Origin of the sequence: Bartonella sp. DGB1 (assembly GCF_041345015.1) — a bacterium.
Lineage (GTDB): Bacteria > Pseudomonadota > Alphaproteobacteria > Rhizobiales > Rhizobiaceae > DGB1.
The window spans coordinates 156,009-176,549 of sequence record NZ_CP166769.1 but is presented as its reverse complement, the minus strand read 5'-3'; the positions used below and the strand labels follow the sequence as shown (position 1 = coordinate 176,549).

At 30.2% G+C, this 20,541-nt stretch carries 17 protein-coding genes; 9 read left to right on the top strand and 8 right to left on the bottom strand.

Annotated elements, in window-relative coordinates:
- Positions 1-303 precede the first annotated feature (303 nt).
- The 3 genes from AB6T46_RS00810 (at position 304) to mutT (ending at position 3,010) form a co-directional block, all read left to right on the top strand.
- On the top strand, positions 304-1,203 hold the full coding sequence (locus tag AB6T46_RS00810) for a peptidylprolyl isomerase (protein WP_370931563.1): 900 nt from the start codon (positions 304-306) through the stop codon (positions 1,201-1,203).
- Between the two features lie 175 nt (positions 1,204-1,378).
- Positions 1,379-2,596: a bifunctional glutamate N-acetyltransferase/amino-acid acetyltransferase ArgJ gene (argJ, locus tag AB6T46_RS00805; RefSeq protein WP_370931562.1), complete on the top strand. Its 1,218-nt coding sequence runs from the start codon at positions 1,379-1,381 to the stop codon at positions 2,594-2,596.
- A gap of 3 nt (positions 2,597-2,599) precedes the next feature.
- On the top strand, positions 2,600-3,010 hold the full coding sequence (mutT, locus tag AB6T46_RS00800; RefSeq protein ID WP_370931561.1) for an 8-oxo-dGTP diphosphatase MutT: 411 nt from the start codon (positions 2,600-2,602) through the stop codon (positions 3,008-3,010).
- Here mutT and AB6T46_RS00795 read toward each other — a convergent pair.
- Positions 3,005-3,871, bottom strand: a complete 867-nt coding sequence (locus AB6T46_RS00795) for a methyltransferase (protein WP_370931560.1) — start codon at positions 3,869-3,871, stop codon at positions 3,005-3,007. The two genes, mutT and AB6T46_RS00795, sit on opposite strands and share 6 nt — an antisense overlap.
- A gap of 28 nt (positions 3,872-3,899) precedes the next feature.
- Here AB6T46_RS00795 and AB6T46_RS00790 point away from each other — a divergent pair, with 28 nt between their 5' ends.
- Both AB6T46_RS00790 and grxC read left to right on the top strand, forming a co-directional pair.
- A complete protein-coding gene (locus AB6T46_RS00790) occupies positions 3,900-4,688 on the top strand; it encodes a ComF family protein (RefSeq protein ID WP_370931559.1) in 789 nt (262 codons plus the stop codon).
- Between the two features lie 59 nt (positions 4,689-4,747).
- Complete coding sequence (grxC, locus tag AB6T46_RS00785; RefSeq protein WP_370931558.1) at positions 4,748-5,005, top strand: glutaredoxin 3; 258 nt, start codon at positions 4,748-4,750, stop codon at positions 5,003-5,005.
- Positions 5,006-5,035: 30 nt separating this feature from the next.
- Here grxC and AB6T46_RS00780 read toward each other — a convergent pair whose 3' ends face one another.
- The 4 genes from AB6T46_RS00780 to AB6T46_RS00765 form a co-directional block, all read right to left on the bottom strand.
- A complete protein-coding gene (locus tag AB6T46_RS00780; protein ID WP_370931557.1) occupies positions 5,036-5,308 on the bottom strand; it encodes an HPr family phosphocarrier protein in 273 nt (90 codons plus the stop codon).
- A gap of 4 nt (positions 5,309-5,312) precedes the next feature.
- Positions 5,313-5,708, bottom strand: coding sequence for a PTS sugar transporter subunit IIA (locus AB6T46_RS00775; RefSeq protein ID WP_370931556.1), 396 nt, complete (start codon positions 5,706-5,708; stop codon positions 5,313-5,315).
- A 75-nt stretch (positions 5,709-5,783) separates the two neighbouring features.
- A complete protein-coding gene (locus tag AB6T46_RS00770) occupies positions 5,784-6,218 on the bottom strand; it encodes an HPr kinase/phosphorylase (protein WP_370931555.1) in 435 nt (144 codons plus the stop codon).
- 7 nt (positions 6,219-6,225) lie between these two features.
- On the bottom strand, positions 6,226-6,948 hold the full coding sequence (locus AB6T46_RS00765) for a winged helix-turn-helix domain-containing protein (protein ID WP_370931554.1): 723 nt from the start codon (positions 6,946-6,948) through the stop codon (positions 6,226-6,228).
- Positions 6,949-7,153: 205 nt separating this feature from the next.
- On the opposite strand from AB6T46_RS00765, the gene AB6T46_RS00760 reads away from it, so the two are divergent.
- Both AB6T46_RS00760 and dapE read left to right on the top strand, forming a co-directional pair.
- Complete coding sequence (locus tag AB6T46_RS00760; protein ID WP_370931553.1) at positions 7,154-7,552, top strand: DUF930 domain-containing protein; 399 nt, start codon at positions 7,154-7,156, stop codon at positions 7,550-7,552.
- Between the two features lie 3 nt (positions 7,553-7,555).
- A complete protein-coding gene (gene dapE / locus AB6T46_RS00755; RefSeq protein ID WP_370931552.1) occupies positions 7,556-8,740 on the top strand; it encodes a succinyl-diaminopimelate desuccinylase in 1,185 nt (394 codons plus the stop codon).
- Between the two features lie 135 nt (positions 8,741-8,875).
- On the opposite strand, the gene dnaJ is transcribed toward dapE, so the two are convergent.
- The 3 genes from dnaJ to AB6T46_RS00740 all read right to left on the bottom strand — a co-directional run bounded on the left by dnaJ (position 8,876) and on the right by AB6T46_RS00740 (position 13,672).
- Positions 8,876-10,000 (bottom strand): molecular chaperone DnaJ, encoded by a 1,125-nt coding sequence (gene dnaJ, locus AB6T46_RS00750; RefSeq protein ID WP_370931551.1) that lies wholly within the window; start codon positions 9,998-10,000, stop codon positions 8,876-8,878.
- Between the two features lie 84 nt (positions 10,001-10,084).
- Positions 10,085-11,992 (bottom strand): molecular chaperone DnaK, encoded by a 1,908-nt coding sequence (gene dnaK, locus AB6T46_RS00745; RefSeq protein WP_370931550.1) that lies wholly within the window; start codon positions 11,990-11,992, stop codon positions 10,085-10,087.
- A 144-nt stretch (positions 11,993-12,136) separates the two neighbouring features.
- On the bottom strand, positions 12,137-13,672 hold the full coding sequence (locus AB6T46_RS00740; protein ID WP_370931549.1) for a YifB family Mg chelatase-like AAA ATPase: 1,536 nt from the start codon (positions 13,670-13,672) through the stop codon (positions 12,137-12,139).
- 284 nt (positions 13,673-13,956) lie between these two features.
- Between AB6T46_RS00740 and AB6T46_RS00735 the strand changes: the two genes are divergently transcribed.
- Both AB6T46_RS00735 and AB6T46_RS00730 read left to right on the top strand, forming a co-directional pair.
- Entirely contained in the window at positions 13,957-15,924 is a 1,968-nt protein-coding gene (locus AB6T46_RS00735; RefSeq protein WP_370931548.1) for an autotransporter assembly complex family protein, read from the top strand.
- 1 nt (position 15,925) lies between these two features.
- A complete protein-coding gene (locus AB6T46_RS00730) occupies positions 15,926-20,533 on the top strand; it encodes a translocation/assembly module TamB domain-containing protein (protein ID WP_370931547.1) in 4,608 nt (1,535 codons plus the stop codon).
- The last annotated feature ends 8 nt before the right edge of the window (positions 20,534-20,541 follow it).

Sequence of the window (20,541 nt, the reverse complement as noted above, 5' to 3'; positions counted from 1 at the left end):
CAATTTCCTTATTTTAATTATCTTTACTAATATAATTTCTGCTCTGCATAATTACAACATTTTTAAAAAAATACTTGTATATAATAAAAAACATTATTAATATACGGACAGTATTTTTATATATTAAATATATAAACAAAAAGGTCTGTATATTCTTTAAAGCTATAATATTATTTTCTTAATATTTTCTACATACATCTGTTTATATTTAAAAAAAATACTATCTTTTGTTTATAAACAATGTGAACATTCATGAACCATAAACGTTATATAATGTCTAAACTATTTATTTGGAGTAAAAAAATGAATAAAATTTCTATAACCGCATTAATTACTGCTGGACTATTAGCAACAGCTAATCCAAGCATAACTTTTGCAGAAGAAAAAAATAAAACAACACAACAACAAAAAAATGCCCTAAGCGATTTGCGTGCTAACGATGTAGTAGCAACTGTCGGTAAGCAACGTATAACCGTAGCTGATTTAGATGCATTTATTAATAAAAATGCTCCAAATTTGAATTCTCTTGAACAAGGGCTACGTCGTGCAGTAGCATTACGCTCTTTAATTACTACACGTTCATTACTACTAGAAGCTGAGAAATCACCATATGCTAGATCAAATGAATATAAAAATGATCTAAAAGATGTTGTTAATGATTTTCTAGTACGTGAATATGTGGCTAAAGAAGTGAATAAATTAGTTACACCAGCACGTCTACAAGAACTATATAAAACACAAGTTGTGAACTCACCTGAAGTTGTATTATATCGCGCTCATCATATTCTAGCTAAAAATGAAGAAGATGCAAAAAAAGCTTTAGAACAACTTAAAGCTGGTAAAAAATTTGAAGAGGTAGCAGAAATCTATTCAATTGAAAAAGATAACGTAAAAGGTGGTGACTTAGGCCTTTTCTCTAAAGATAAATTACTTGCTGACCTTCATAAGACTCTAGATGAGCTAAGTCCTGGTAAATATAATACTACTCCTATAAAAACTAGCCACGGTTGGCATATCATTCGTTTAGACGAAACTCGCAAACCAACTTTTGAAGAAGTAAAACCACAATTAGAATCACTTATTCTACGTGAGGAATATCCAAAAGTTCTAGAAAATTTAGTTAAAAAAGCTGAATCAGCTATTTCAGTAAAATACACTAACAACCAAGTTGAAAAAGCTGTTAAAGATTTAAATAATTTATAATTTTTTAACCTTTAATGCTTATAATTAAAGCCGTTCATACTAAAGGCTGTGTGTTCCTACGCACAGCCTTTTTTACACAATAATTATAAAAAATTCTGTTTAAAGGAAATAGAAAATTATAAGGAATAGCATAAGATTTACAACTATTCCTAATGTTAGTGGGAGTAATATAATCATGGACAATAAGCCAAACTTTCCAGATATGCCCTATATTAATGGACTTAAAATAGCTACAGCTAAGGCCAATATTAAATATTCTAATCGAACAGATCTTTTATGTATTTTTTTTACCAGCCCTACCCAAGTATCCGGCGTTTTTACTCAATCGTTATGTCCATCTGCTCCCGTAGACCATTGTCGTCTCTCATTACCACAAGGTAAAGCAAAAGCGCTGATAGTAAATTCCGGTAACGCTAATGCTTTTACAGGAAAAAAAGGATATGAAAGCTGTCAAAAAATAGCAGAAACAACAGCCAATTTATTAAATTGTAAAAAAGAAGAAATATTCCTAGCCTCTACCGGAGTAATAGGAGAGCCCTTAGATCATAATAAAATAACCTCTCAACTAGCATCTTTATATCAACAGAGTTGTGAACAAACTAGTGATTGGCATGATGCCGCTAAAGCAATAATGACGACGGACCTTTTTGCAAAAGGTGTTAGCAAAATAATTAAAACTCCGCAAGGTAATATTATTATTAATGCAATTGCTAAAGGAGCTGGAATGATAGCTCCTAATATGGCAACTATGTTATGTTTTATTTTCACTGATGCAGTAATTCCTAATAACATCTCACAGAAACTATTAAAAGAATTATGTGATGTAACTTTCAACGCCATTACAGTGGACAGTGATACTTCTACCTCTGATAGTGTATTATTTTTCTCAGTTGGAGAAAATGGAGTAAAAATTACTAATGAAAATGATGATATTTACAGTGAATTTTCTCTAGCCCTGAAAGAAGTTATGCTAGATTTAGCTTTAAAAATAGTACAAGATGGAGAAGGAGCTGAAAAGCTAATTAAAATTGAAGTAAATGGAGCTAAAACCACAGAAGAAGCTAAAAAAGTAGCTTTTTCAATAGCTAACTCACCCTTAGTAAAAACAGCAATAGCTGGAGAAGATGCTAATTGGGGTAGAGTAGTAATGGCAGTAGGTAAATCTGGACAAACAGCTGACAGAGACAAATTAGCAATATATTTTGGTGATCATTGTGTTGCAGAAAATGGTGAAAGATCTATAAATTATTGCGAAAACACTTTATCAAGCTATATGAAAAACAAAGAAATAACGATAAAAGTTAATTTAAATATAGGAAACAGTGATTTTACTGTATGGACTTGTGATTTAACAGAAGAATATATTAAAATTAACGCGGATTATCGTAGCTAAAATATGAAGAAAATAATTTTAGTCAGTAGCTGTGCTTTAATTAATCCTCAGCGACAAATATTATTAACAAAACGCCCTGAAGGAAAGCCGATGGCGGGCTACTGGGAGTTTCCTGGCGGGAAGTTAGAAGCACAAGAAATGCCCGAACAAGCCATTATAAGAGAAATAAAAGAAGAAATAAATATTAATATTACTGCTGATAATCTAATTCCTCTAACATTCGCCAGTCATGCTTATAAAGAATTTAATTTAATATTATTTCTATATTTATGTCATAATTATACCGGTACTTTAAAGAATAACGAAGGACAAGAAATAGCATGGGTTACTATGGATAATTTATCTAATTATCCTATGCCCGCAGCAGATATTAACATATTACCTATATTAAAAAATTATCTAGAAAAATTATAATTTTTTTGTAATATCTCTTAATGCTTGCTGTAGAGAAATATTTGCGCTACCTTTTTTAGGTAATTCAGGTGGATTATCCGGCACTCTCCATCCTGATAAGAAAATTAGCGAAAAAGTTGCAATTATTTTTCCTTGCTCATTACTAAAATTTTTAGCATAAATTTCATTAGCTAACTTAAATAACTTAGGATGTGATATTTTTTTTAATTTATTAGTTAGTATATTTTGCATACCCATGGCTTTAAGATCACTCATTAAAGCGAAAATATCACTATAAGATAATGTTACTGTTTCCAAATCTACCACCGGCAAATAAAAACCCACTTGAGATAAAATTGAGCCCATATTCACTAAAGAAGGAAATGTTGCAACACGTGGTGTAGCTCCATTAGTTAATTGCATTTCTGCTTGTAATAAAGAATGTTTCAATTCATATAAGCTACCCTCACCTAGAGCAACGGACAAAAATAAACCATCTTTTTTTAATGCATTATATATTTTACTTAAAAAACCAACTATATCCTCGCGAGGGTATAACATAAAAGGTGCTAGAATAAGATCATACTTATCATTTTCAAGCTTAGCTGCTAACCAAAATTCAGTAAAATTTTTTAAATTTAAATATATATTTTTATTATAAGCGCAGGTTAAATTAGCTATTTTTGCTTGTTGTAATAACAAATTTTTATTATTATCCTCTAGCGGAGGATAATATAATGTTTGCTCAAATGTTCTATCAACAAACAACAATCTTTCAGTTAATTCTCTAGTAACCCAATTAAGTAAAAATAACTCTCTGTCCGTATTTTTACCGTATAAACGTTGTTGAAAATTATAAAAATTGTTAAGATCAAAAATCATATTATCACATTATTTGAGGGGGAATTATATGCGAAAATTAACTAAACATAAAGCAACACATCTATCTTTAGCTAATTCCTTATCTAATAGTTGGTACAAAACACTGAATTTAATATTTCCTATTTCTTGTAGATTTTGCAATAAAATAATAACTGACAATAACTACATTTGCAAGGAATGTTATAAAAATATTTCTTTTTTACCAAATGCGTTAAATGTTTATTTTTCAAAATATAATAACAACCTCCCAGAGCTTAACTATCATATTCATGATAGTTATTTTTTATTACCGGAAAATCCTTCTATTATCTACATAAAAATATATTCAGCCGTCTTATATGATGAAATTACCAGGAAAATAGTCACACAATTTAAATATAATGGTCATATTTTTTTATCAAAGTTAATAGAATCTCTTATTTCTAAAGTACACTCTAATTTATTCAAAAAATATGATTTATTAATAGCTGTTCCACTACATCCATTAAAATTTTTAAACAGAGGTTTTAATCAATCAGCAGAAATAGCAAGATTATTAAGCAAACAACATGAGATAAATTTTAGAGCAGATCTAATAAAGCGAATAAAATACACCAAACCAGCAACCGAATTATCTAGGTCGGATAGATTTATTAATCTATCTCAAGCATTTGAAGTAGTAGCAAAATATAGATCCTTTATACAAAATAAGAAAATTTTATTATTTGATGATGTCTATACTACTGGAGCCACAACTAAATCAATCGTTTTAGAGCTTTTAAAATATCACCCTAATGTGGTAGATGTTTTAACTTTTGCTCGAACACCCTTGACATAATCTATATTGTGTTAATATATTATATTGTCATGTAACCTAACCATAAGAAAGTTATACTTATGAACGAAATTATCATTTATATTAAAGCCTCATGCCCTTATTGCCAAACCGCCAAACAATTATTAACCAGTAAAAATTTAGTTTTAGAAGAAATTGACATAACTGATAACGATACTTTAAAACAAGAAATGATACAAAAAGCCAATGGTAGACACACAGTGCCGCAAATTTTCATTAACGGCCAGCATATTGGTGGTTGTGATGATCTTCAAGCATTAGAAAAAGCAAATAAATTAGATGACTTATTAAAAAAATAATTTTGCTTGAATTGATTTATTCATAATAATTTATTCTGGTTCGCCAAATTTATTAGTTATTAACTCAGTTAAACTATTTAAAACTTCTGCTGCATCGTCTCCAGTAGCGGATATATTTATTTGGGAACCACGACCTGCAGCTAACATCATTAATCCTAATAATGACCGTCCTACTACTATTTGACCATCCTTCTCTACGGTAACTTCAGCAGAGAATTTTTCGCATACACGCACGAATTTTGCAGAAGCTCTAGCATGTAAACCTAATTTATTAGTAATAGTTAAAATTTTTGTTTGTCGCATATTATTATATTACTATCCTACTAGGTATGGTAGTATATTTTTTAGCTGCTTCCAAAGACAGAGTTAAACATTCATCTAACGAATGTGTTTGACGAACATTAGCTAATTTTATTAACATGGGCAAATTAACACCTACAATTATCTCAGTTTTACTATCATCTATAGCAGAAATAGCTATATTAGATGGAGTTCCACCGAACATATCTGTTAGTATAATCACTCCTTTACCATCTTGTACTTGTTCTATTGCGTTTAAAACTTCTAACCTTTTTTCCTCTATATTATCTTTTGGTGCAATACATACAGCTACACAAGCTTTCTGTGGTCCCGTCACATGTTCCAATGCTAGGCGAAATTCTTCAGCCAATTGTCCATGTGTTACTAACACAATACCAATCATTATAATTCCTCCTATTAATCATTATCCTATGATTTTACGATTTTTCACCATCAAGTCAATAGTTTAGCGACCATATTACCACACCGGATTAAATAAAGTAAATTCAATTGCATAACATAAGTTAACTATTGAAGTTTTAGAAATCTCTGGCAAATTAAGTTGCCTAATTTTATTATTTTCTAATAAAAAATTATAATTTGCTTTATCACAATCACCTAAGAACACACAGAGTTGTATCTTGCCTTCATTCATATATGGTATAGAAAATATACCTACGCCTCTTAATTCTACTGCGCCTGCTATATTTTCAGGTACTTTTGCCCAATAGCTATCATTAATTTTTACTATTTTAGTATAATCATCGGCTATTATAGAGGCATATCTAGCTTGTAATTTTGCTCTTTCTATTAAAGATAAAGTTAAAGTTGTTTTACCACTTGCTGGTTTACCAACAATCAATATTGCTGCATCTTCTAAAATCAATGAATTGGCATGTAATATTTTTTCCATAATGCCTCTAATTTTTTTGCTCTTTAAATAGATAACCAACACCGTATAAAGTTTCAATAGCGTTAAAATCAGGATCTATACTTTTAAACTTTTTCCTCAGCCTTTTTAAATGACCATCTATAGTTCTATCATCTACATATACCTGATCTCCATAAGCTTCATCCATTAAAGTATCACGACTTTTAACTACTCCAGGTCGTTGTGCTAATGATTGCAAAATTAAAAATTCTGTTACAGTCAATCTTATATTTACACCTTTCCAACTACAAATATGACGCTCCTTATTAAGTATCAAACTACCTCTTTCCATAATTTGCTCATCTTGATTATAGCTTTTATTATTTTTTAGATTTAACTTATCCATCCTTCTTAATAAGGCTTTAACTTTTTCTACAAATAATCGTGCTGACATAGGTTTATAAAAATAATCATCGGCCCCTAGTTTTAAAGCAAGTATTTCATCAAATTCATCATTTTTATCACTCAAACAAATAATAGGTACCATTGTTTTTTGACGCAATTGTCGTACAAGTTCTAAATTATCTAAGGGTGGTTGTTGTGCATCTAAAATAACTAAATGAGGAGTATTTTTAATTATATAATCTATTGTGGTATCACTTTTATCACATATATTTACTATATATCCTTCATTACTTAACAAAGTAGCTAAAGTAGACACCAAAGTTTTATCTTCAAAAACAAATATAATATTACTCTCTGGATTACTCATAAATAATCACTTTCAAACATCTATTAAACAAAAGACAACCTAAATTTTTCCCTTTTATAAAAACTTTATAAAATACTTTACAGTAAATTAGTAATATAACCAAAACTTTTTAGCATCAAAATTGTTCAACTATTTAAATTTATTTTGCAAAAAAAAGATAAATACCATAATAATATGTTAGTATTCATTATTATGTGTGGTTAATATGCGTCATTTTTTATATATATGTATATTTGCTGTGATATTTAGTTCTAATAGTTTAGCCTTAAGTAGCAGAGAAATATCGCAACTAAAATCCTTAGACCCGCAAACAAGAATCGAGCAAGCTTGTAATATAGCAGCTATGGAAAAAATTAAACAAAGCCTTAATGTATCACCAGAAAAAATGATCGCCTATGCTTTTGGAGATACTTTCTTATCTAATCATAACTTTAAAGCACCACATGCAGCTATAAGAATTAATCATAAATGGTATTATTTATCTTATGATTGTACTGCCAAATCCGACCATATCCATATAGAACAAATTAAAGTAGAGCTAGGAACATTAGTTCCTAGAAATTTGTGGGATCCACATTACTTAGTACCAGCTGCTGGAGTATAATTAATGTTTACAGCAACAGATATAAAAAATCCTATTTTCCTTACACAAGAATTATTAAAAATTAATTCTGTTACTCCTAATTCTAATAGTGTAATTGAGTTATTTTCTTGCTTATGTAAAAACATTGGTATTAACGGAGAAACGGTTATTTTTAGCGATAATGCTAGTTACGATGTAGCTAATTTTTACGGCTCTATTGGTAGCGGCGGCCCACATTTAATGTATAGTGGTCATTTAGATGTCGTTCCTCCAGGCAATATTAATGAATGGAAATATGATCCTTTCGGCGCCATAATTGACGATAATTTATTATATGGCAGAGGAGCTGTAGATATGAAAGGAGGTCTAGCATCTATGCTAGCAAGTGTTGCAAGATTCTTGCATAACTATCCTAACTTCCCTGGCAAGATATCATTTTTAGTAACTGGAGATGAAGAATCACTAGCAATCAACGGTACAAAAAAATTGTTAGCTTGGGCAGCTGAGAAAAATGAAAAATGGGATGCCGCAATTAATGGTGAACCAACTTCCGTAAATAAGCTTGGTGATACAATAAAGATTGGACGTCGTGGATCTCTCTCCGCTATTTTAAAAATAAAAGGCAAACAAGGTCATGTAGCATATCCACAGTTAGCTAATAATCCACTACCTACATTACTAGATATATTACAAATTTTTATCGCTCAAAAATTAGATAATGGAAATGAGAATTTCGACCCAAGTAATTTAGAATTAACTTCTATAGACACAGGTAATGATGCTACTAATGTTATACCAATGCAAGCTAGTGCTTCATTTAATATCCGTTTTAATGATAATTGGACATCAGTCCAATTAATAGAAAAGATTGAAACTATATTAGCAGAATATTTTACTGATAAAGATTTCAAATATAAAATAAACTGGATAAAAAATCCCTCTGAAAGCTTCATAGCTAACTCGCCTAAACTTGTAAATAATTTATCTCAAGCGATTGAAGAAATTACTAATATAAAAACAAGAAAATCCACTAGCGGCGGTACTTCAGATGCAAGATTCATAAAAAACTACTGCCCAGTAATAGATTTTGGTTTAACAAATAAAACTATGCATGCAGTGAATGAAGCTGTAGACATAACAGACTTAGAAGAATTAACAAAAATCTATTATAGATTTTTAGAAATCTTTTTCCAGGTAAATAATAAATAAAATGCAACATACTCCAATAAGCTAATATTCACTAATTGGAAGAATAAATATAACTCATTAATAATATTCTTATAGCTAAAACTTACCAATATATTGCAAGCAATAATCAACCCCTTAATGGGGTTAGATTATTCTTTATGAGCTAAAAAAATCATGCATTTTAGCTAAAAAACCACTAGTTTTTGGACTAGTTTCACCAGAGGAAATATCATTAAATTCTTGCAAAAGCTCTTTTTGCCTTTTAGTTAAATTTTGTGGTGTCTCTACAATTATTTGTATATATAAATCACCATTACCACTAGACTGCAATCTGGGCATACCTTTACCCTTCAAACGAAATTGCGTAGAAGTTTGTGTACCAGCAGGTATTTTGACCTTAGCTTTTATACCACTAATTGTAGTTATTTCAAATTCTCCACCTAAGGTGGCCGTTACTATAGAAATAGGTACAGCAGCATGTAAATCTAACCCGTCTCTTTGAAAGAAATCATGATTCTTAACGGATAAAAAGATATATAAATCTCCAGTAGCTCCGCCTCTTAGTCCAACATTTCCCTCACCTGTTAACTTAATACGTAACCCGTCATCAACTCCAGCAGGAATATTAACTTCTAAATTTCTTGGTTTATTTACCCTTGCTTTTCCGTGACATTTTTTACAAGGATTTTCAATGATCTGCCCGGTGCCGTGACAATTAGAACAACTTCTCTCTACCGAAAAAAAGCCTTGTACACTACGGATCTTACCATTACCATTACAAGCAGGACATGTTATTGGTTTACTATCTTTTTCTGCTCCAGAACCATTACATTCATCACAAATTACTAAAGATTCAATATTTATATTAGCCTTTTTACCTGAAAAAGCTTCCTCTAGAGTCAGTTCAAGCTGGTAACTAATGTCTTCCCCTCTTGCACTACCATCCCACCGGCGTTGCTGTGAAGCTCCAAAACCACCAAAAAAATCTTCAAAAATATCAGCAAAAGCATCAACTCCAGAAAAACCACTAAAACCAGATGCGTTACCTCCCATACCGGAAGCAAAAGCACTATGACCATATCTATCATATGCGGCTCTTTTTTGAGGATCTTTTAACACGTCATAAGCTTCAGCCAATTCTTTAAATTTTTGCTCAGACTTAGGATCATCAGGATTTTTATCTGGATGATATTTCATGGCTAATTTACGAAAAGCAGCTTTAAGACCTTTTTCATCTACGCTACGATCCACACCTAAAAGTTCGTAATAATCAGCTTTCATTTTATACTCTATTTAACCTTTAGTTTTAACAACAAAATAGGTCGCTTGCTTATTTGAAAGCGACCTATACATATTATCTAATAATTATTTTTTCTTTTTCTCTTCATCGTCAACTTCTTCAAAATCAACATCAACAACGTCTTTATCTTCAGTATTATCTGGCTGATCAGAATTTTCTTCTGTATTAGCTTGCGCTTCATACATAGCCTGACCTAATTTCATTGAAGCCTGAGCTAATACCTCTGTTTTACCTTTAATTACATCAGCATCAGTATCTTCTAATGAGCTCCGTAAATCTTGTAAAGCGGCTTCTATTTCTTTCTTATCAGCTTCAGATAATTTATCACCGTAATCAGCCAATGATTTTTCTGTAGTATGTACTAATGCTTCAGCTTGATTTTTGACTTCCACCATATTACGACGCTTTTTATCTTCTTCCGCATTAGCTTCAGCATCTTTTACCATTTTTTCAATTTCTTCATCTGATAAACCACCAGAAGCTTGAATACGAATTTGATGCTCTTTACCAGTACCTTTGTCTTTAGCAGATACATTGACTATACCATTCGCATCAATATCAAAGGTAACTTCTATTTGTGGCATCCCACGAGGAGCTGGTGGAATACCAACTAGATCAAATTGCCCTAATAGTTTATTATCGGCGACCATTTCACGTTCACCTTGCGCCACACGAATAGTAACAGCACTTTGATTATCATCTGCAGTTGAGAAGATTTGTGACTTTTTTGTAGGAATAGTAGTGTTACGCTCAATAAGTCTTGTAAAGACCCCTCCTAAGGTTTCTATCCCTAAAGAAAGAGGTGTAACATCTAATAACAATACATCTTTAACATCACCTTGTAACACACCTGCCTGAATAGCAGCACCCATAGCTACAACCTCATCAGGATTCACACCTTTATGTGGTTCTTTACCAAAGAAATTTTTCACGATTTCTTGAATTTTAGGCATACGAGTCATACCACCAACTAGCACAACTTCATCTACTTCACCCGCTTTTAAACCAGCATCTTTTAAAGCTGCTTTACAAGGTTCAATCGTACGTTTAACAAGATCATCTACTAAAGATTCAAACTTTGCTCTAGTTAACTTCATAGTTAAATGTTTTGGACCAGAGGCATCTGCAGTAATGAACGGTAAGTTAATTTCTGTTTGTTGTGCAGAAGATAATTCTACCTTTGCTTTTTCAGCTGCTTCTTTTAAACGTTGTAAAGCTAATTTATCATTACGTAAATCTATACCATTTTCTGCTTTAAATTCATCAGCAAAATAACTTACTAGACGCATATCAAAATCTTCACCACCAAGGAAAGTATCACCATTAGTAGATTTAACTTCAAATACCCCGTCACCAATTTCTAAGATAGAAACGTCAAAAGTACCGCCACCTAAGTCATATACAGCGATAGTCTTACCATCTTTTTTATCTAATCCATAAGCTAGCGCGGCAGCTGTTGGTTCATTAATAATACGTAATACATCTAATCCTGCTATTTTACCTGCATCTTTAGTAGCTTGACGTTGTGCATCATTAAAATAAGCTGGAACAGTTATAACTGCTTGCTCAATTTTTTCTCCTAAATTAGCTTCTGCAGTTTCTTTCATTTTTTGTAATATCATAGCAGAAATTTGTGATGGAGAATATTTTTTACCATCTACTTCTACCCATGCATCACCATTATCACCTTTTACAATTTTATAAGGCACCAATTTACTATCTTTTTCTACAGTAGGATCATCAAAACGTCTACCTATAAGACGTTTCACAGCAAATATAGTACCATCTGGATTAGTAACAGCTTGACGCTTAGCTGGTTGTCCTACTAAACGCTCTCCATCAGACAACAAGGCAACTATAGATGGCGTTGTACGTGCACCCTCTGCATTCTCGATAACACGAGCATTTTTGCCATCCATCACAGAAACACAGGAATTAGTTGTTCCTAGATCAATACCAATAACTTTAGCCATTTATAATTCTCCTTAGGCAAATTTAATTTTATTATTCATTATTAAAATTTCAATTATTAAATATATAAGAATCCTTTATTGATCCTACAAGATATTTTAATATTATCTAACGTATTTTTTTACGCATTGTTTCATTTTTTTTAATTATTCACTAACGTTAAGCATTTCCATACGATATCCTGCTGATTCGGCAATATGTTTAGCATCACATTTCTCCTCAGCACTTAGATCTGCAATTGTGCGGGCTACTCTCATTATACGATGAAAAGATCTAGCAGATATTTTTAATTTATTACTTAATAAATTAATCATTTTATTACCATCAGGAGTTAGATTTAATATCTGCTCTAAATATTTACTTGGACAATATGCGTTGCAATTTATTGGCAAAGCTAATTTTTTATATCGTTGTTGCTGAATATTTCTAGCTTGTTGTACTCTCGCTGCAATCTCTACACTAGTTTCACATTCTTCTTTTATTAATAATTCTTTAATAGTAACACTAGGAAGCTCAACTTTTAAATCTATTCTATCAAGCAATGGAGCTGATAAACGCGATTGATATTCTAAACGGCATTTTTCACCTCTAACACAATGATAACCTTCTTCTCCTGCCCTACCACAACGACAAGGATTCATAGCCGCAATTAATTGTATTCGTGCAGGATAAGATAAATGATAATTTGCTCTAGCTATAGAAACTTCTCCTGTTTCTAATAATTGCCGTAAAGAATCTAATACTTTTGGTGCAAATTCAGGTAATTCATCTAAAAATAATACCCCGTTATGCGCTAAAGATACCTCTCCTGGACGAATTTTGAGTCCGCCCCCTACCATTGCGGCCATTGAAGCAGAATGATGCGGCGCCCGAAATGGACGCTGTCCGCTATAAATATTATCAAGGTCTACAGATCCAGCTAATGAAGAAATAACTAAAGTTTCTAATAATTCTTTGCGGGTTAGAGGTGGTAAAATAGAGGGTAATCTAGAAGCTAACATTGATTTACCTGCTCCTGGAGGTCCAATAAATAATAAATTATGGCTCCCAGCCGCAGCTATTTCTAAAGCTCTTTTAGCTTGTCTCTGCCCTTTGACATCAGCTATATCTAAACCAGCATTATTTATATTTATTTTTTCATCTTTTCTTAATATTAACTCAGGTAATTTCTGATTACCTGATAAATGCTCTATTAACAACAATAAATTAGGAGCTGCAATTATATCCATTGGCGCATTCAACCACGTTAACTCATTTTTACATAATTCTGGACAAATTAAACCACATTTTTCTGCATTCGCTTTAGATGCAGCTAATAAAGCACCATTAATCTTTTTTATAGAAGCATCTAAAGCTAATTCTCCTAATATATAATATTTATCTAAAGGAAAATTAGCTAATTTTTCCATAGCTCGTAAAATACCTAAAGCTATAGGTAAATCATAATGAGATCCTTCCTTAGGTAAATCTGCTGGAGATAAATTTACTATAATTTTTTTAGCTGGTAATTTAATACCAATAGAAAAGAAAGCCGCCGTTATCCTTTCTTTACTCTCAGCAACAACCTTATCTGGTAAACCCACTACAGATATACCCATTTTACCGTTAGCTATTAGCGTTTGTACCTCTATAGGAATAGCCTCCACCCCTCTAAAAGCAAATGTTTTTATATAAGACATCATTGCTATAACTCTGTAATATACCTAATAGATATTCTAGCTCTATTATTTATTAGTTCTCAATAGGACATAGTCTGATATTAATAACATGAGCTTTATAATTCTGTAAATTATTATTACAAAAGCTTTTGATTTTTTTAATAAAAGTTATATAAATAATATATTTTTGCTCTTATAAATTATAATAAAATAACTATTTTTAAAATAAGTTATCAATTATTAATTTTTATAATATAATATAAAGATTAACTTACAGCATCATTACCAAATTTAGGATACCATATTACATGCTACGGCGGTTAAATATTTTTCTTGCTAAAGCCGAAAATAGGAAAATTATATATAGTGTAATAATTTTATTTTATACTATAATTTATCCTAACTATGCGCATGCTTCTATTTTTTCTTGGTTTGCATCAAAAGAAAAAGAAAAAACTACAGATATAGTTAAGCATATTTATACCGTTTCTTTTACTATAAACGGGGATAAGGAATATGAAGATTTTATTAAATCTTATTCAACCTTACTCAATAATACTGAAAAAAACACTGATAGCAGTGTTAATTTAATCTTAGCGGCAAGGTCAGATTATAAAAATCTATTAACTGCGCTTTATAACAAAGCATATTATGGTGGTTATATTAGCATAAAGCTCAATGACACAGAGGTCAGCGATTTAGATATTACTACCGAGTTACCTTATAATAATCATATTAAAATATATGTTGACCCCCATAAGCAATTTACTTTTGAACAAACTAAAATATCTCCTCTTCCTTCTCCAATGAAAAAAAATGACCCATATAATTTTAATAAAATTGGATATATAGACGGAAATATTGCTCTATCTCCTATCATTATAAATGCAGGGCAACATATTGTAGAATTATGGAAAAAACGTGGATATCCAACAGCCCATATTAAAGAAACTAATATAGTAGCTTATCATCCAAATAACACGATATCTTCTGCTATCGTAATTGAACCTGGCGATGTCGGATATTATGGAGATATAAATCTTAATTGGCTTAAAGGAGATGCAAATATAGACAACGACTATCTTCTTTGGATGTTAAATTTACCTAAAGGAAAAATTTACAATCCAGATGAAATAAGACAAGCTCAAGAAAGATTATCTAGACTAGAATATATACAAGGGGTGAAAATTGTACCTGCTGATAAAATATCACCTAACGGCTATCTACCATTAGAGGTATATTTACAGAATCATAGCAAATATAATCTAACATTAGGTGCCATATATTCCAATATAGACGGCGCTAACCTAGAAGTTAATTTACTTAACAGAAATCTTATGGGCAGATCTGAAAGTCTAAAATTATCTGCTAGAATAGGAGGATTAATAGCGACGACAGCTGTTATTGATCTACCTCCAAATATGAAACATACCTTCAACCATAGTTTTTCTGCAAGCTTTTTGCGCCCTGGTACGATAACACCTAATAGCGATTTCGGAATATTTTTAACTAAAAATAGATCTGTCCTTAATAATTATTTACAAAATATTTGGATGCTAAAACTATTTTTCAGTCATCAATTCTCAAAAAAATTATCAGCTACAGTAACTTCATATAATACCAAAGCTAAAACATATGATAATTATTTTCGTGAAAGAAATTTTCTCTGGACCGGAATTCAAACTCAACTAACTTTCGATAATAGAGACATACCCACAGATGCTAGTCATGGCTTTTATTTAGCAGCTAATATATTTCCTTTCTATAATATCTCTAATTCAAGCTTAGCGATTAAAGCAACTCTAGAAACACGTGGATATTTATCTTTAAATAAAACTAATAGTATTATAATAGCTGGAAAAGCTATGTTAGGATCCATATTGAATGCTAAAGTGAAAGACATCCCACCAGATATGATCTTTTATACAGGAGGAGGAGATACCATCCGCGGCTACGCTTACCGTTCCATAGGTATTGATGTAAAAGACCGCGAAGGCAAGCCTGTCACTATTGGAGGACGTTCATTAATTTTAGGCTCATTGGAATTAAGAGCTAATTTTAATTCATCATTTGGCGGAGTTATATTTAGCGATATAGGCTATGTAGGTGAAAATGCGTGGTTTGCCTCTGGAGAAAAATTTAAAATGTCTTTAGGATTAGGCTTAAGATATAATACCGCAGTAGGTCCATTGCGTTTAGATATAGCGACACCTTTACGTAGAACTAAAAACGATCCATATTTTGGGGTATATATTGGTATAGGACAGGCATTCTAAAATGAAATTAATAAAAGAAATCTCTTGGTGGATAATAATTTGCTTTTCCCTTCTTTTTATAACATTTACTTATAATTTTTTTCAAAAAAAACCTATCAATCAACATTTAGGTGATTTTGTTAGTTATCTAGCTTCCTCAAAAGAACAAAGAATAGAAATACCAGAAATCAACAATATTTTCTCCAAAGAAACAAATATACCTGAAATTAGAATTAAAGATAAAAGGGGCACCTGGTTAGAACTAAATGATGTAACTATTGACTATAATTTTCTACCGTTATTTATATCTAAATTAGATATAAATAATCTTAACATAGGACACGCAAAATTTATCCGCACACCACAAGCCACGTCACAAAAAAGCAACAACGATCAAATAAAATTACCTCTAAATATAAATTTCAAAAATATAGATATTGAAGAATTAACTATCTGTAAAGAGATATTAACCAAGGAAGCTAATTTACAAATTAATTCTAGTATGAAATTGGATAAAAAAAATTACCTCTTAAAGCTTAAGGGGCATAATTTAAAAAATAAAAAAGAAAAAATAAATTTATCTTTAAATTATGATTTACTCCAACAAACTGTAGAGCTAAACACTAAATTAAATTCCCCTAGCACAGGAATATTTGCACATTGGTTAAACCCCTCTTCACCTCAAGAATTTAACTTAAATATTAACGGAAAAGGATATTTAAATAATTTAATATTAAATGTTAATGGCACTAGTAAACATAAAAAAATACTTGATGCTAACTTAACAGCTAACTTATTAAATAAAGACTATCTAATTAATTTTACTGTTAATAATTACGACCCTTTATTTTTACCAACTAATTATAAAAATATTATTTCTAGCCCGAGTCATATTAAAGGACAGGTCATTTATGATAAAAAGAAGAATATCCATTTAAATAATTTTTCTCTTAAATCTAATAATGCAGACATAGAAGCATCTGCCCTTTTATTAGCTGATGGATTTCTGCGTAACTTGAAACTTAATTTACTTATTGAAGCAAACAATTCCTCAATTATTTTGCCGCTAATTAAAGAAACTTTTACTGCAAAAAAAATAAAAATGCTAATTGATTATGGCAATAATACAAATTGGAAAGCAAATCTTGATATTGAAGATCTTGATAATAAGCTAAATCAAAAAGTTAATTTGAACGCTAAATTATGGGGCGAAAGTCACAATTTAGACGATAATGAACACAGAGAAATAACATTACAGGGTAATGTTGACGCTAATCTTAATAAAGATAATAAATTATTACCATTACATGCAAATTTTCAAGGTAAAATCTCTCCTCAATATGGATATAATATAAATAACTTAACTATAAATAGTGTAAATAATAAAATAATAACTAAAATTGCTTTAAATAAAGATAACTTAATAAAAGCAGAAACAAAAATTAAAGCAGACGATTTAAATTGGCTAAGTTTTTTTACCAAAAAACACATAACTGGTAATTTACAATTATATGGAAATTTAACTGGTAAGTTATACGATAATTTTGATATTATTATACAAGGTAAGTTGAATGATCTAAATACGCCTTATACAATTATAAATGAGTTATTAGCAAATCAAGTAACCCTAGATACTAATATTTCATATAAAGATAATCTCTTAAAAATTAATAATTTTGCTTTTAATAATAAGAAAAATTCATTAAATATAAGTGGCACTTACTCACCTAACAATGTTAATTTAAACTATTATGGTAACTTCAATAATATAAAGTTATTTTTACCACATATTTCTGCACCAATTAATTTTGCAGGTAAAGCTACAGGTAATCCAAAAACAATAAATATTAATACAAATCTTAATACTAAAGAAGGTACTATTTCTGATCGTGCTTTAGCAGAAACTCAGATTAAGTTATCTCATGAAATAGATAGGGAAAAATCTACTTTATTTACACCTTATATACAAAATAAAATTAATTTAAATAGTAAACTAGGTAATGATGAATTAAAATTAAATGCAACGGTTAATCTTTTAGGTGACTGGCGCCCGCAAGAAATTCATGACTTAGATTTTAAATTAGGTGCATCTATTATCTCTGCTAATATTGATACTGACTATAAAAAATCTACTATCGGTCGTATACATATTAACTCACCTGATATTAAAGAAATAGGTAAATTATTTAATATATCAGCTTCTGGCAAGCTACAAGCTGATGTGTTATTTTCAAAAGATCGCTCACAGCAAAATGTAAAAATTAAGAGTAAGATAGATAATCTAGTATGGAATAAAAATAAAATAGAACATGCAGATACTAATGCAATAATTAACAATATCTTTAATTTTCCAACTATTGAAGGTTACGCCAAACTAACCAATCTAACTTATAATAATTTTAATTTAGATAATGCTAATCTAACCGCAACTACAAAAAACAAACTGACAAACTTTCAACTAACAGCGTCTTTAAATAAAGCCGAAAATCTAATTGCTACAGGTAGTTTTAAGCATATTAATAACAATGACTGGTCTTTAGATCTAAGTAAATTATATTCTAGTTTAAATATTTTACCTTTAAATTTAAGACAAGAAACTAAGATAACTTTTTCAAATAATGAAGTAACCATTAATAATTTACTTTTAGATATCATGAATGGCTCTATAAAAGCTAATGGTTCACTTGGTAAGCAACTAAATCTTGCTGTAAACATAAATAAATTTAATATCTCAATAATCAATTATTTAGACTCATATATCAATCACCCGTGGTTGCATAACTTACAACTAGAAGGCCTATTAAGCGGACAGTTATTATTATCTGGTAGTCCTAAAGCACCGGTAATAACTTTAAATAGCGATATCAAAAATTTTACTAATAGAATTCTAAAAAAAGCAAAGATAATGCCAATTGATATCTATGTAGAAAGTAAAAATAACGACGATAATATTGATGTTAATGCGAAAATAAAAAATAAAAATCTATTACTTACCGTTAATGGTTCAGTAGATAGTAATTATCAAAATCTTTCTTTAAAAGTCACTAGTAAAAATATTCCTATTGATATTATTAATCAATTTACAACACAAAATATACCGCCTGTAAGAGGTTTATTGACTGGAGACGCTATAGTAACAGGCAAGTTAACTAATCCAAAAGTGGATTTTAAAATACAAAGCAATAACTTAGAAGTAAAATTAACTGATAATTTATCTATTAATTCTACTCAACTAACTAGTATAGGTAAATATTTTGATAATTCACTTATTCTACATGAGTTAAAAGTTAAAAACCAACAAGGTGTTGATTTTACTACCAATGGTGAAATAGATATTCATAATCTTAATTTAAATTTAAACACTAAAGGAAGTTTACCTCTTAATTTACTACACTTATTATTATCTACAGAATCGCAAGTTACCGGTTTAGCTATTGTAGATAGTAAAATTCAAGGTAACTTATTAGATCCTAATATGACAGGTGTATTTACTATTGATAATGGTACAATATTTATTCCTGAAATTAGTTTATCTCTTAAAAATATTAATGGTTTTGGAAAATTAGATAAAAATAAAATTATCTTTGAACAATTAATTGGCACCCCTCCACAACAAAAAGGTACAGTAAAAGGCAAAGGAGAAATTATTTTAGATTTCGCTAATAATATACCACTGGATGTTTTATTTCATTTTGATGACGCATATTACCATTATAGTGATAATTTCCAAACTAACATAACCGGCATTTTACAGATACAAGGAAACTTAGAATGTGAACCATTTTTTTCTGGTGAAATTATTTTAAATAAAGCTGTTATTACCTTACCAGACACTTTTGATACAGCTCCCTTTTTAGATGTAGAACATATTAAAGCACCTTATTATGTAATAAAAACATTAAAAAGAGCCGGGGTTTTAAAAGATGACACACAGATAAGTAATGATTATAACATGAAATTTGACCTTTTAATTAAGTCTCCTACTAAAATCTTAGTTAAGGGACAAAATCTAACAGTAGAACTTAACGGGCAAATACATTTATTAACAGATGCTACTGTAGGTAATTTTAAAATGATACAAGGACGTTACGAGCTATTAGGTAAATCTATTATATTTACAGAAGGAAAAATATTCTTATTAGGCGATTTAACACCACAATTATACTTTGTTTCTCAAACCCCTAAAGAAGATTATCTATTAACTTTAACTGTATCTGGAACACCTTCGAATATTTCTATTATTTTTTCTTCTTCTCCAGAATTACCACAAGAAGAAATTATTGCACGTCTTGTATTTAATAAATCTATTAATGAATTAAATATCTTTCAAATAGGGTTAATTATGTTACAAATATCGAAAAATCAAAATAATATGTTTCTAGCGATAGAAACTTTACGTAACTTTTTGAAACTTGATCGTTTAGATATAATAACAAATGAAAAAGATTATCCTGGCATAAGTTTAGGTAGATCTATCAGAGAAAATATCTATTTGGAAGTAGAAACCAGTGCTGAAGGATACGCAAAAGGGGCGTTAAGTATAGATCTAAATAACGATATAAAAACTAAAGCTATACTAGGAACCAATGGAAAATCAAGTCTAGGTATTTTCTATAATACAGACTTTTAAAATTGTAT

Coding starts and splice junctions, on each gene's coding strand:
- AB6T46_RS00810 (WP_370931563.1), top strand. CDS start 304: ATGAATAAAATTTCTATAACCGCATTAATTACTGCTGGACTATTAGCA.
- argJ (WP_370931562.1), top strand. CDS start 1,379: ATGGACAATAAGCCAAACTTTCCAGATATGCCCTATATTAATGGACTT.
- mutT (WP_370931561.1), top strand. CDS start 2,600: ATGAAGAAAATAATTTTAGTCAGTAGCTGTGCTTTAATTAATCCTCAG.
- AB6T46_RS00795 (WP_370931560.1), bottom strand. CDS start 3,871: ATGATTTTTGATCTTAACAATTTTTATAATTTTCAACAACGTTTATAC.
- AB6T46_RS00790 (WP_370931559.1), top strand. CDS start 3,900: ATGCGAAAATTAACTAAACATAAAGCAACACATCTATCTTTAGCTAAT.
- grxC (WP_370931558.1), top strand. CDS start 4,748: ATGAACGAAATTATCATTTATATTAAAGCCTCATGCCCTTATTGCCAA.
- AB6T46_RS00780 (WP_370931557.1), bottom strand. CDS start 5,308: ATGCGACAAACAAAAATTTTAACTATTACTAATAAATTAGGTTTACAT.
- AB6T46_RS00775 (WP_370931556.1), bottom strand. CDS start 5,708: ATGATTGGTATTGTGTTAGTAACACATGGACAATTGGCTGAAGAATTT.
- AB6T46_RS00770 (WP_370931555.1), bottom strand. CDS start 6,218: ATGGAAAAAATATTACATGCCAATTCATTGATTTTAGAAGATGCAGCA.
- AB6T46_RS00765 (WP_370931554.1), bottom strand. CDS start 6,948: ATGAGTAATCCAGAGAGTAATATTATATTTGTTTTTGAAGATAAAACT.
- AB6T46_RS00760 (WP_370931553.1), top strand. CDS start 7,154: ATGCGTCATTTTTTATATATATGTATATTTGCTGTGATATTTAGTTCT.
- dapE (WP_370931552.1), top strand. CDS start 7,556: ATGTTTACAGCAACAGATATAAAAAATCCTATTTTCCTTACACAAGAA.
- dnaJ (WP_370931551.1), bottom strand. CDS start 10,000: ATGAAAGCTGATTATTACGAACTTTTAGGTGTGGATCGTAGCGTAGAT.
- dnaK (WP_370931550.1), bottom strand. CDS start 11,992: ATGGCTAAAGTTATTGGTATTGATCTAGGAACAACTAATTCCTGTGTT.
- AB6T46_RS00740 (WP_370931549.1), bottom strand. CDS start 13,672: ATGATGTCTTATATAAAAACATTTGCTTTTAGAGGGGTGGAGGCTATT.
- AB6T46_RS00735 (WP_370931548.1), top strand. CDS start 13,957: ATGCTACGGCGGTTAAATATTTTTCTTGCTAAAGCCGAAAATAGGAAA.
- AB6T46_RS00730 (WP_370931547.1), top strand. CDS start 15,926: ATGAAATTAATAAAAGAAATCTCTTGGTGGATAATAATTTGCTTTTCC.